Annotated in this window: 11 protein-coding genes; 6 read left to right on the top strand and 5 right to left on the bottom strand. The window is 58.0% G+C overall.

Features of this window, described 5'->3' with window-relative positions; all coding sequences use genetic code 11:
- A complete protein-coding gene (locus tag CFI10_RS07650) occupies nt 1-1401 on the top strand; it encodes a sigma 54-interacting transcriptional regulator (protein ID WP_091827587.1) in 1401 nt (466 codons plus the stop codon).
- Nucleotides 1402-1474: 73 nt separating this feature from the next.
- On the opposite strand, the gene CFI10_RS07645 is transcribed toward CFI10_RS07650, so the two are convergent.
- Nucleotides 1475-1984, bottom strand: coding sequence for a hypothetical protein (locus tag CFI10_RS07645; protein WP_206841074.1), 510 nt, complete (start codon nt 1982-1984; stop codon nt 1475-1477).
- Between the two features lie 138 nt (nt 1985-2122).
- Between CFI10_RS07645 and CFI10_RS07640 the strand changes: the two genes are divergently transcribed.
- Complete coding sequence (locus CFI10_RS07640; protein ID WP_206841073.1) at nt 2123-3541, top strand: methyltransferase; 1419 nt, start codon at nt 2123-2125, stop codon at nt 3539-3541.
- Here CFI10_RS07640 and CFI10_RS07635 read toward each other — a convergent pair.
- From CFI10_RS07635 to smrA, 3 genes are all read right to left on the bottom strand, one after another.
- Nucleotides 3511-5604, bottom strand: coding sequence for a tRNA(Met) cytidine acetyltransferase TmcA (locus tag CFI10_RS07635; RefSeq protein ID WP_206841071.1), 2094 nt, complete (start codon nt 5602-5604; stop codon nt 3511-3513). The two genes, CFI10_RS07640 and CFI10_RS07635, sit on opposite strands and share 31 nt — an antisense overlap.
- Nucleotides 5601-6314 carry a hypothetical protein gene (locus CFI10_RS07630; RefSeq protein ID WP_091827583.1) on the bottom strand — a complete coding sequence of 238 codons (714 nt, stop codon included), beginning with the start codon at nt 6312-6314 and terminating at the stop codon, nt 5601-5603. Before CFI10_RS07630 ends, CFI10_RS07635 begins: the two co-directional genes overlap by 4 nt.
- A gap of 78 nt (nt 6315-6392) precedes the next feature.
- Nucleotides 6393-6977 carry a DNA endonuclease SmrA gene (gene smrA, locus CFI10_RS07625; protein ID WP_206841069.1) on the bottom strand — a complete coding sequence of 195 codons (585 nt, stop codon included), beginning with the start codon at nt 6975-6977 and terminating at the stop codon, nt 6393-6395.
- A 138-nt stretch (nt 6978-7115) separates the two neighbouring features.
- Here smrA and CFI10_RS07620 point away from each other — a divergent pair, with 138 nt between their 5' ends.
- The 3 genes from CFI10_RS07620 (at nt 7116) to purT (ending at nt 11140) form a co-directional block, all read left to right on the top strand.
- Nucleotides 7116-7886, top strand: coding sequence for a hypothetical protein (locus tag CFI10_RS07620; protein WP_206841067.1), 771 nt, complete (start codon nt 7116-7118; stop codon nt 7884-7886).
- Between the two features lie 120 nt (nt 7887-8006).
- On the top strand, nt 8007-9755 hold the full coding sequence (locus CFI10_RS07615) for a DEAD/DEAH box helicase (RefSeq protein ID WP_206841065.1): 1749 nt from the start codon (nt 8007-8009) through the stop codon (nt 9753-9755).
- A 203-nt stretch (nt 9756-9958) separates the two neighbouring features.
- Nucleotides 9959-11140, top strand: a complete 1182-nt coding sequence (purT, locus tag CFI10_RS07610; RefSeq protein ID WP_206841063.1) for a formate-dependent phosphoribosylglycinamide formyltransferase — start codon at nt 9959-9961, stop codon at nt 11138-11140.
- On the opposite strand, the gene CFI10_RS07605 is transcribed toward purT, so the two are convergent.
- Complete coding sequence (locus tag CFI10_RS07605) at nt 11141-11410, bottom strand: GIY-YIG nuclease family protein (protein ID WP_309546613.1); 270 nt, start codon at nt 11408-11410, stop codon at nt 11141-11143.
- 109 nt (nt 11411-11519) lie between these two features.
- On the opposite strand from CFI10_RS07605, the gene nhaD reads away from it, so the two are divergent.
- Nucleotides 11520-12764: a sodium:proton antiporter NhaD gene (gene nhaD, locus CFI10_RS07600; RefSeq protein WP_206841061.1), complete on the top strand. Its 1245-nt coding sequence runs from the start codon at nt 11520-11522 to the stop codon at nt 12762-12764.
- Nucleotides 12765-12778: the final 14 nt, after the last annotated feature.

Genomic DNA, 12778 nt, shown 5'->3' with positions numbered 1-12778 from the left:
ATGACGTCAACCCCCCGTATCCTGCTGGTCGATGACGATACCGCCCTGCTGCGCCTGCTTGAAATGCGCCTGCAGGCGTCGGGCTACGACATCAGCTGTGCCGAAAGCGGCGAAGAAGCCCTGGAGATGATTCGCCAGCACAGCTTTGACCTGGTTCTTACCGATCTGCGGATGGATGGCATGGATGGCCTGATGCTCTTCTCCTGCATTCAGCAGGAGCAGCCAGACTTGCCCGTGATCATTATCACCGCCCACGGATCCATCCCTGAGGCTGTGGAAGCAACTCAGAAAGGCGTATTCGGCTTCCTGTCAAAACCCATCGACAAGGACCATTTGCTTGATACCGTTCGTGCGGCACTTAACACGTCTCAGCGTCACCGTGACCAAAGCTGGCGCGCGGGTATCATCAGCCACAGCGCACGTATGGAGCAGCTGCTGGATCAAGCTCAGCGTGTAGCGGCTTCTGATGTAAGCGTACTGATAACCGGCCCCAGTGGGAGCGGCAAGGAGCTGGTTGCCCGTGCGATCCATCAGGCCAGCGCTCGTGCGGACCAACCGTTCATTGCCATCAATTGTGGCGCTCTGCCCGAGCAGCTGCTGGAGTCCGAACTGTTTGGCCACACCAAAGGTGCGTTCACCGGTGCGGTTAACCAACACGAAGGCTTGTTCCGTGCGGCACAGGGCGGTACCCTGTTTCTGGATGAGATCGGTGATATGCCGGTAGCACTGCAGGTAAAACTGTTGCGCGTACTGCAGGATCGAACCATCCGCCCGGTTGGCTCGACCCAGAGCACGCCGGTAGACGTACGTATCATCTCAGCGACTCACCGCGATCTCGAAGCCGCGATGCTGAGCCAAGAGTTCCGTGAGGATCTCTATTACCGTCTCAATGTGGTCAACCTGGAACTGCCGCCACTGCGCGAGCGGCCCGAAGACATCCCGCTGCTGGCTCGTCATTTCCTTACCCAGGCAGCTCATAAACACAACCGCAAGGTTCGTGGCATCTCTCCCGGTGCGCTTCATCTGCTTGCCCAAGCGGCTTGGCCAGGCAACGTCCGTCAGTTGGAAAACGTGATGGAGCAGGTGGTTGCCCTGAGCCCTTCTCCCATCATTCCCGAAGGGTTGATATCCAAGGCACTGACCAATCAGGAGCGTGTCATTCCTTCGTTCAATGAAGCGCGCGCTGACTTTGAGCGACGCTATCTGATCAAGGTGCTGCAGATTACGGAGGGCAATGTCACCCATGCTGCCCGTATTGCCCAGCGCAACCGGACCGACTTCTACAAGCTGCTGAACAAGCACCAGCTGGAAGCGGCTCAGTTCAAGGCTGATGCCAAGGCTGCTTTGGCTGCTCAACAGGAAGCCCTGAAACAGGCTACCGAGCAGCGCAAAGTCGGCTGACCCTGCCGAACTCGGCACAAAAAAACCGCGCTTGCTTTTGGTAGGCGCGGTTTTTTGTGTTTGAATGCGCCGTTTATCGGCCCAGCATCTCCAGCGCCTTGTCGGTCAAGTCAATAACATCCAGTACCGTACCGCGGCCCTGAACAACGCGCACCACGCTGTCGCCCAACAGAATCAACTCGGCCGCTTCAGAATCGTATCCGAGCCGCTCAAGATAGTGCCGCGGCAGACGCTCGCCTCTGCGATAGAGATCCGAGTCCAGCACTTCACCCTGACGCACCTTGTCACGCCACCCCGGCGGCAGCTCGCCCCCGCGGGCAAGTTTTTTCTGCAAACCCGGTGGCAAGGACTTCATCCTGCCCGGTTCAGAACGAACACCATAGCGCTCTTCCAGCACCTGGTCGCGCAGCAAGCGCCGCTCACGCTCGGACAGGGGTAAAAAACCGTCAACTCGGTCATCAGAGCGACGCTCATAACGTTCATCACGTTGCTGAGGTTGATGTACCCGCTCGGGCCACTCCTTCTGAGGTTTCCCATCAGGTCCTGCCCACGAAGGTTTGTCTGCCATAGTCGGCATAGACATCAGGCAGGCTGACAGTATCAAGGTCAGTTTTTTCATGGCTACCTCTGGTCTTCAGAAGTCCTTCCGGACCGGTGTTGGATTTTATTGCCCATTTTTATAGTATCGCTGTGCCTTTTATTCCCTGTAGACGAGTTTCTAATGTCCTCTCTCCCCAGCCTCAATGAAGCCTTGGCATTAATGAACCAGCAAGCTTTTGCCGCTGCCCGTTCCATCTGCCAGCAGCACCTTGCTCACAAGCCCGACGACTTCAACGCTCGCCACCTGCTGGGACTGATTCAGCTCAAGTCCGGCAATGCCATTGCCGCCTGCCGTGAACTGCAACGTGCCACCGAGTTACCCGTACAGGCGCGCTTTAAGGCTCAGGCTCTCAGCAATCTCTCACTCGCATTGCAGGCAAGGGGCCGATCTGAAGACGCGTACAGGGCAATAGAGCACGCCATCACCCTGCTCCCCGACGAATCGGCATTCCAGCTCAACCGACTCGCCCTGCTGGAACAGCTTGGCCGCTGGCAGACAATTGAGCAGCTTTTCACAGTTCAGCCTCAACTTATGCACTACACCGATGCCCGGCTGACCCTTGCAGTAGCGCTGCGCCACCAGCATAAAAGCCCTGAAGCTCTGAATCTGCTGCAAACCCTGTTGGTATCACCTGATTTCAGTATAGAAGCCGAATCTGAATGGGCCTTGAACCTTTGCCTGTGCCAACAAAGTGACAGGCTGTTGGCGCAGTTGCGCCAGCAGGATTACTCACCGACACGGCTGTTGGAGCTGGCGGATTACATTGCCGAAGAAAGCGACCCTGAGGTGGCTGTTCAGTTATACGAAGAAGTGGTTAAGCAGCAACCTGATAACGCTCATGCACAGCATATGTTGAATGCAGCGGGCAGGTACTGTTCTGCCGAAGCACCAAAGGGTTATGTGCAGGCGCTGTACGATACCCACGCCGAAGAGTTTGAAAATCGTTTGCAAAAACGGCTTGAATATCGCGCCCCCCAACTGCTGGCCGAGCTGCTGACACAACTGATTGAGCCCGACAATGCAGAGCTTGAGATGCTGGACTTGGGGTGCGGCACAGGCCTGTGTGGACAGGCCCTGAAAGCGGTACTGCCGATTCATCGGCTATATGGCTGTGACCTGTCGCACAGCATGCTTGAGTTGGCTGCCGCCAAGAAGTGCTATGACCAGCTCGAATGCCGCGATCTACAGAGTGCGCTGGCACAATCAGGCCCGGTCGATCTGATTACCGCCACCGATGTACTGATCTACACCGGCGACCTGCACCCCGTTTGTCAGGCAGCCGCCAGAGCCCTGCTAGCGGGTGGCCACTTTGCCTTTACCGTTGAAGCGGCCGAAGATGATCAGGCGGTCAGTCTCCAACCATCGGGGCGCTTCCGCCACAGCCAGTCTCATATTGAAGCGGCTGCAGCTGTTGCCGGGCTTCACGTGAAGTACTGCGCAACCTTTCCGCTGCGGCTGGAACATCAGCGGCAGCTAACCGGTCTAATGGTGGTGCTTGAGCGCCCGAGTCAGGCCGAGGGCAACAACGCCAGCAGTTGATCACACAGATTGCGCAACCGCTGCAGCTGGGCGCGCTTGCCCGCGGGTTCGGCAACGGCCGTTGCCGGCTGCTGGCGCAAAATACGTTCGCACAACAAACGCTGATCATCACAGCCAATGCCTGCCTGACCCCATAGAGGCAACGTCTGCTCTAGCAGCCAGCTCAGTGGCAGCAGGCTGCTCTCCAGCGTTCTCTGATCCTGAGCAAACCCCCTAAGGCGCTTCAGCGTGTCCAGGTCGGCAGCATCCGGTTGCCAGAGGCCGCCCAACAGCAACGTCAGGCGCTCAGGTTCAAGATCCTGCAGCGCTCCCGGCAGCCGCCGCAGGACACTCTGACCATACCAGTGTTGCGCCCTGGGCAGCCACTGCCTCACCTGATCGCTGACAGGCCGGACCACCAGCAGTGCATGGGTACCGGCAACCGGATCACGTTGCTCGCCCAGACGTACCGGCCGATAGCCACAGTGATGCCAAAAGGCCAACAAAGATTCTGAAGCCGCGAAACTTGCACCCAGATAGTCAACCCCGGCCGCGACCGCCATACATTCCAGTTCATTCAGCAGCTGAGCCCCCAGTCCCTGCTGTTGCAACAAAGGGTGCACAGCAATGCGCATAATACGCCAGGCGCGCCAGGAGGCCACCTCACCCCAGCCCTCTTGCGCGATCAGGGTTTGCGGCAACAGATGGCCTCGTGGTCGGCGCCGCCCCTCCCACACCGTCTGTGCCAGCGCATCCGGCAGCTCCCCCTCTTCTGCCACCAGCACACAGGCCAGCGGCTGTCCCTGCTGCATCAGGACATGGATCTGAAGGTTGGGGCTGTCGAGCAGAATCCGCAGATCTCCCGGCGTCGTTCGGTAGTGAGCCAGCAGCAGCAGAGCGAACAAATCACGCAGCAGTGCCGGGTCTTGACTCAATTGCGCCTGATCAATGGTTTCCAGCAGCAGTGATTGATCCGGAGATGGAAGGGGCTGTGTATCCACATCCAGCAACAGCATTCGATTACTCAGCTGCTCCAGAGGGTCAGGCCCGGCCCAGCGAATCGGTGTTTCAAGTCGATACTCTGCTGTATTGGGCCGGTGCAGCTCAAGCTGATGCCGAAAACGCAGAGCAAAACCCTGGCCATTGCCCTCATAGCCATGCAGAGTGGTGGAGAATACGATCCGCGGACAACAATTCAGCAGTTCAACCAATACGGGGGTTGGAATGGCGGCGGCTTCATCAACCAGCAGCAAGTCAGCCTGCACTGGCTGATGCAACAAATCGTCAGGGCTGGCAAACAGCAGCTGCGACATACAATCAGGCGCAAGCGCCTGCACCCGTTCAAACACGGCACCTGTCGCGGCACGAGAAGGGGCTGTCAGTATGATTCGCTTTCCCTGCTGCAAAAGACGAGCCGCTGCTATTCCCAGAGCCGCACTCTTGCCCCGACCCCGGTCGGCCGTCAGTACCAGTGCAGCACGGCGCTGCTCAGCCACCGCCAGCACACGTTTAACAGCTTCAGCCTGGTCCAGACTCAGACAGGGCTGCTCTGCAGGCTCAGGATCTGCAGTCTGAGGCAACCGAGGCCAAGCGGCTCCGGCTTCACTCCAGCACAGCAACTGATCGCTACCCTCAAGAGTGCTGCACAGGTACTGAAGAAAGTGGCCATTCATGTCAGCAGGAGTATGGGGTTCCACACACAGAGATGCATATTCAGGGTCATCATAGCCGCGCCATTGATCGGCAGCGGGTGTAAGCAGCAACAGCACGCCGCCCCCTCGGACAGTGCCACACAGCTGGCCAAAGGCATTGGGATTGAAACCGGCGTACGCATCAACAACGGCAAAGTCGAGCGTTGTACCCAGAACACGGTGCAGCTCAGCGGCTTTTAGGGAGGGAATGGCATGAGCAGCCGCAGTCAGTGGCCGTCCCAGCAGCACACCCTGACCAGAGCACAGGGGCGACAATGCAGTTTCAAGCTGGCGGTGACACCATGCCTGTTCACCCTGCACCCAGACCAGCAATCGTTGACGCGACTGTTTCAGCTGACGCTGCAGCCGCTCCAGCAGCGGCTGTGAGTTCATCCGTCAGTATAGGTCATGCTGGGAGTTGCGGGGTCTGTAGCCGCTTCGGCAGCATAGAACACCCCCGGTGCATCCTGCCTGGCTTCCTGCATTTTCTGTTCCAGATGTTGGCTGACCTTGCTTAGATTAAGGTCGCCTCTTGGCTGATAGGTCTGAGCTACCAGCCAAACCGGCAGGTCAGGGTTGGACGAATTTTCCCGAATGTAGCGGTAGCAACGCTCGGTCAGTTGCTCGGCATGCTCATTGGTACAGGGCAGCACGGCCCCCAGGTCTGAGTTGGTTTCCCAGCCGATCAGGTCGCCCGGTCGAGACAGCTCTTCGCTCAACACCCGAATCACCTCCAGCAGGTGCTTACGCTTTGTGTGCTCGCCCAGGCTGATGCGCATCACGGTCAGAGGGGCAAACTCCCTTACTGCACGCCGACACTCCAGCGCCAGCATGTGCCGGAACCAGTTTTCGGTGGCGATACCGGTGTTGGGATCAAGTGCCAGCACCGGCTCCTGAGCGTACGTTACCGCAGCCGTCATACTGCGATTGCGCAGCATAAACAGCAGTGCAGCGGTACCAATCAGCAGCACAATTTGCAGTGCAACCACTCCTGCCCCGTATTCACCACCGGCCAGCAGCGCCAGTGTCAGCATGTTGAGCAGCAGCAACAGCACCACAAGATGGCGGCTGCGTCTAAGCTGCTGAACGAACATCGAGTCCATGTTCCGAGTTCCTTGATCATCTCGATTTGTCACTCAGTAAAGCGACTTTTGACTCGCGATGCAATCGACTGCATCCGATCAACGTCGCTTCTGGTGCTTTTCCCGGTTTTCCTGCCGTGCCTGCTCGCTTTTTCGCAGCATCAAATACACCGCGCCGGTACCGCCATGATGCGACGGAGCCGAGTGAAATGCCATGACCTGCTCCAGTTCAGGCAGCCACTGATTAAGGTAGGTTTTTAACTGATTGGCATGCTCATCCGAGCGCCGCGCACGCCCCTGTTGAATCAATACACACCGAATATTCAGCTCAGCACTCTGGCGTACAAAACCCGCCACTTCATCACGTGCTTGGGCAAGTGTGCAGTGCTGCAGATTCAAACAGGCATCCGTGCTGTAACGGCCAAGACGCAGATTTCGAAACACACCCTCCTGTACCCCATCACGCTTCCAGCTGATCGGATCAGCCGGATGCAACCATTCCAGCGGCGCCAAGGTCAGCCCCTCGGGGGCACCTTCAGCCAGCTGACGTCGAATGCTTTTGTTCGGGTCAACACGCAAGGGGCGAACGGCAGCATGGTCACGCGTGGTATCGGCATAATGGTGTCGACTGACACCCTCAGCCAGCATCTGCTGCATGAATTCATCGTGGTTATCAGATCGCATGACGAACCCTCCTCTCAACAGCCGGGCACTTCAGCCCTGCAGCTGCCAATTGTGACAGCAGCCGCAACAAAATTGAACGCTTTTACCGAATCCGCTTCTCATCTATGGTTAGATAAAGCCTCAGCAGGAGTATGACCGATGCAGCGCTTCATGATCGCCTTGATCATTGTGATATTAAGTACGGCTGTGTACCTGTTTCTACAGCCAGACACCTCCACACCCGCACCACGCCCTGACCAGCCGCCTGAAGTGTCGGAACAAACCCGCTCGGAAGCACAGGCTCATATTGATAGCCTGACCCGCCAGGCATCCTCGGACGTGATCGAGATGGACAAGGCACGCCATTTTGTTACCGGCGAACAGCTGCTTAGCCTTCCGCACAGAGAGTCGCTCAAGGCCGAACAAGAGACGTTGGAGCAGGACGGCAGCGCCAGCAGCTTCGCCGTGGATATGCCTGCGCGTTCTGCAGGCAGCACCAGCCAGCCTGCACCTGAACTGGCACTTGACCGTCTGAGACTGCAGGAGCTGCTGCAAGACCCTGACCGTTCGGCCAACGAGGTGTTCTATATCCACGCTGTTCAGCCCGCCGACCGACATGGCCTGTGGGGAATCATGCGCCAGGGACTGATCGAAACCTTTGCCCGCGGCATTCGCGTCAATGACCGTTCTCGAGTCCTGAGTGTTGCCATTCCTGAAGATGCGGACACGCTGCAGGAAGACCGCAGCAGTTCATGGCTGGGGCGGTTGCTGCACGACAAGGTTGAGCAGACCTGGGTCTACAACCACCAGCAGGGACTGCTGGGACAGAACCCTGATGTGATTCACCCCGGCCAACAGCTGGTGATCGTGCGTTTCAGCGAAGACGAACTGATCAGCATCTATAACCATTTCAGTGAGTCCACACGCTGAGGCGGTGGACTCCTGCCGCCGAAGTGCGTACAATTATGACCTTATTTCAGGAAGGCGGCACCTGAGCAACACACTCCCGCGGCTTTCCTCCTCTTCTATGACCCAGGTAATACTCACAGCATGTCCAACACTGAAACCAGCCCCGCCAGCTTTGGCGATTTGGGACTGTCCGCTCCTATTCTCAACGCTCTGACTGACGTTGGCTACGAAACCCCTTCGCCAATTCAGGCCAGGAGTATCCCGCCGCTGCTGGAGGGACGGGACCTGCTTGGCATGGCTCAGACCGGTACCGGCAAGACCGCCGCATTTGCATTGCCGCTGCTGCAGCGTATTGACGCAGCCGCCACTCACCCTCAGGTTCTGATTCTGGCACCGACCCGTGAGCTGGCTCTGCAGGTTGCGACTGCCTGTGAGAAATACGCCCACCATCTGCCAGGGCTGCGTACCCTGTCGATCTACGGTGGACAGGGTTACGACACCCAGATCCGTGGCCTGCGCCGTGGCGCCCAAATCATCATCGGCACCCCGGGGCGCGTGATGGACCATATCCGTCGCGGCACGCTGCAGCTGGACAAGCTGCAGGCACTGGTTCTCGACGAAGCTGACGAAATGCTCCGCATGGGCTTCATCGACGATGTGGAGTGGGTACTGCAGCACACACCGGCACAGCGTCAAATCGCGTTGTTCTCGGCCACCATGCCGCAAGCGATCCGCAACATCGCGGAAAACTACCTGAACAACCCGGCCGTAATCAAAATCCAGTCACAGACCGCAACGGCCAGCACCATTCGCCAGCGCGTGTGGACGGTTCGCGGCATGAGCAAGACTCAGGCCCTGACCCGCGTACTTGAAATGCATGAGCATGAAGCCGCTCTGGTGTTCGTACGCACCAAAACCTCAACCGAAAGCCTGGCGGATGAACTGACCCGTGCAGGTTTCCCGGCGGCTGCACTGCACGGCGATATCGCTCAGGTTCAGCGTGAACGCATCGTCAGCAAGCTGAAAAAAGGCGAGCTGGATGTAGTGATAGCTACTGACGTGGTTGCCCGTGGCCTGGACGTTGAGCGCATCAGCCACGTTATCAACTACGACATTCCGTACGATAACGAGTCCTATATCCACCGTATCGGCCGTACCGGTCGTGCCGGGCGCAACGGCGATGCCATTCTGTTCGTTGCACCGCGCGAGCAGCGTCTGCTCAAACAGCTGGAGCGTACTACGCGCCAGCCGCTGGAAACGTTGCAGATGCCGAGCGCCAAGGAGATCAATGCGCTGCGCGCCGAACGTCTGCAGAAGAAGATTCTGGCCGCCGCCGAATCGGCCGACCTCAGCCAGTACCAGCCGGTGATCGATTCCCTGCAGCAGAATTCCGAACTGACTCACGAGCAGATGCTGGCCGCAACACTGGCGCTGATGCACAGTGACAAGCCGTTGTGGATGAACGAAAACGAACCCGATCCCAACCGGCCAGTACGTGAGCGCCCTGAGCGTGGCGAACGCCCTGAACGTGGCCGAGGCAAACCGGGTCGTAACGATCCTGTTGCCGAAGGCATGGAACGCTACTGGATCGGCGTTGGTCACCTGCACGGCGTCAAGCCGGGCAATATTGTGGGTGCCGTTGCCAATGAAGCCAACCTGGAAAGCCGCCTGATCGGTCGTATCAACATCGCCGATGAGTTCAGCTGCATCGACCTGCCAGCCAACCTGAGCAGTGAGCAAATTCAGAAGCTCAAGCGTGCACGCGTGTGTGGCCAGAAACTGGACTTGCGCCCCTGGACCGATGCATCTGCTCCGCGCCGCTCACGCAGCAGTAACAGCAGCACCAGTAACAGCAACAAGCCATCACGCCGCGCCGCTCGCGCCAACTGATAGCCTGTAGAAAAAGAAAGGCTGCCTCCGCAACGGAGGCAGCCTCACAGGGCCGGAAAAGATTCCGGCTGATGGCCATACCCAGCGGGCATGGTGATAACGAGACACAGCAACCAACTTTCCTCCCAGTATAGTCAATCCGGTGGCCTAACAAGTCTGCCCGGCTCTATAATGCGTGAAACTTTTTCATTCAGGAGTATGTCATGACCACTCTGGGGACCCCTCTTTCCGCCACGGCCACCCGCGTATTGATGTGCGGTGGTGGTGAACTGGGCAAGGAAGTCGTGATCGAACTGCAGCGCCTCGGGGTTGAAGTGATTGTGGTAGACCGTTATGCCAACGCGCCCGCGATGCAGGTCGCTCACCGCTCGCATGTCATCTCCATGCTGGACGGCGCTGCTCTCCGTGCTGTCATCGAGCAGGAAAAGCCTCACCTGATCGTGCCCGAAATCGAGGCCATCGCCACCGACACTCTGGCCGAACTGGAACAAGAAGGGTTCACTGTCATCCCGACCGCCCGCGCTACTCAGCTCACCATGAACCGCGAAGGCATTCGCCGCCTTGCTGCAGAAGAACTTGGCCTTGCCACTTCTCCCTATCGATTTGCCGGCACACTGGAAGAGTTCCGCCAGGCGGTAACGGAAATCGGTCTGCCCTGCGTGGTCAAACCGATCATGAGTTCATCCGGCAAGGGCCAGAGCACCCTGCGTGAAACGGATCAGATCGAGGCCGCCTGGCACTACGCCCAGGAAGGCGGTCGCGCCGGCGGTGGTCGTGTCATTGTGGAAGGCTTTGTCGAGTTCGATTATGAAATCACTCTGCTGACGGTACGTCATATCGGCGGCACCAGTTTCTGCGAGCCGATTGGCCATATTCAGGTGGATGGTGACTATCGCGAATCCTGGCAGCCACAGGCAATGACAGATTCTGCACTGAAAGCCGCACAGACGGTTGCCGAGCAAGTAACCGGAGCACTGGGTGGACATGGTCTGTTCGGGGTGGAGCTGTTCATCCGCGGTGACGAGGTGTTGTTCAGTGAAGTTTCGCCGCGTCCGCATGATACCGGCATGGTGACACTGATTTCGCAGGACCTGTCCGAGTTTGCGCTGCATGCCCGCGCCATACTTGGCTTGCCGATTCCGGTGATCCGCCAGCATGGCCCATCGGCTTCAGCCGTCATCCTGCCACAGGGAGAATCCACTCAGACCAGTTTCGGCCATCTGCAGGCGGCATTGGCTGCACCGGATACCGACCTGCGCCTCTTCGGCAAGCCAGAGATTCATGGCCGCCGCCGCATGGGGGTTGCACTGGCCCGCGGTGAAAACGTTGAAGAAGCCCGCGAGAAAGCTCGCAACTGCGCCCAGAGCGTGCGTGTAGAGTTCTGATCAGGTATTCACCAGCGCCAGCTTTCGATTACGGGGCAGGCGCTTGAGTGCCGCCTCCCGTCTGTGGGCACTGCTGCGGTCGTGCCCCGATTCCTGCCAGACCAGTGCCACCGGGCGCCGACAGCGGGTATAGCGGGCACCACCAGCACGCTCGCCATTATGTTGTGCCAGCCGCCGTTGCGGGTCTGTGGTCACGCCCGTATAGAGGCTGCCATCGGCACACCGCAGCATATAGACCCACCAGCCATCCTTTTCCTGATTCTCTTGCACCTGTACTTCCGAACCAAATTCGCCTGCTGCGGGTTATTGCCCCTGTTGCCGAAACGGACAGAGGCGTAGAATTCCGCTTTCTAACAATTCTGGGGGCTCGGTCAGACCGATGCAAACACTATTAATCACGATGGCAGGTATCGCCTTTCTGCTGATCGTGCTCGAAGATGTGGTGCACATCAACAAGGCGAAAACCACGCTTTTCCTCGGCACACTTGCCTGGATACTACTGTTTCTGTTTCCTCAACACGGTGCCGATGCGGCCATGGTGCAGGAGCAGCTGAATGAAAATATTCTTGAAATCGCCAGCCTCTGGCTGTTCCTGATGGCAGCCATGACCTTTGTGGCCTTTCTCAACCATCAAGGCTTGATCGAAACCCTGATCTACAAGGTATTGCCGCGCCGACTCAGCGAACGCAAGCTGATGTTTCTGGTAGCCGGTTTTGCCTTCTTCTTCTCGTCCCTGTCGGACAATATCACCGCAACATTGATCTCGATTGCACTGGTACTGTCGCTGCGAATGGAGGTAAAGAAAACAGTTCGCTTCGCCGTACTGGTGGTATTTGCGGTCAACTCAGGCGGTGTTGCCCTGATCACCGGCGATGTCACCACACTGATGATCTTCATGCAGCACAAGGTGGAAATTGACGACCTGCTCTGGCTCAGCTTACCGGCACTGAGCAGCGTACTGCTGCTGGCCACGTTGCTGTCACTCAAGCTTAAGGGCGAAGTCGAAATCATTCCCTCTCCACGCCGTGATGACCGGGTGGGCAAGATGATCGCCATGATCTTTCTGCTCACCATTTTTTCTACCATTATCCTCAACGTGATCGCGGGGGTACCACCGCTGCTGACCTTCCTGTTCGGCCTGTCGATCATGTTTCTGGTGGGTCGCCTCTGCTATGAGGAAGACGAGCGTGAGAGTCTGCTCGACTACATCCGTGTCATCGAATTCGATACCCTGCTGTTCTTCCTCGGCATTCTGCTGTTGGTCGGCATGATGAAAGAGATCGGTGTGCTGGATTCGCTGGTGCGGGTGTACGAGGTGATGCCGACTACAGCGGCCAACTACGTCATGGGACTACTGTCCTCACTGGTGGACAACGTGCCGCTGACCGCCGCATTGCTCAAGTCTGAAATCGCCATGAGTACTGCCAGCTGGCTGACGCTGACCTACGCGGTGGGCGTGGGCGGCTCATTGCTGGTAATCGGCTCGGCAGCCGGAATCGTGGCCATGAGCAAGGTGGAAGCGATCACCTTTATCAGCTTCATGCGTTATTCGGGGTTGATTCTGATCGCATACAGTGTGGGGTTTGCCGGCAGCTATCTGGTCGGTCAGATGCTGCACGGCTGATGTCAGTTCAGCGA

Origin of the sequence: Marinobacterium iners (assembly GCF_017310015.1) — a bacterium.
GTDB lineage: Bacteria > Pseudomonadota > Gammaproteobacteria > Pseudomonadales > Balneatricaceae > Marinobacterium > Marinobacterium iners.
Note: the sequence above shows the minus strand (reverse complement) of the source record. Positions and strands in the feature narration are given on the sequence as shown.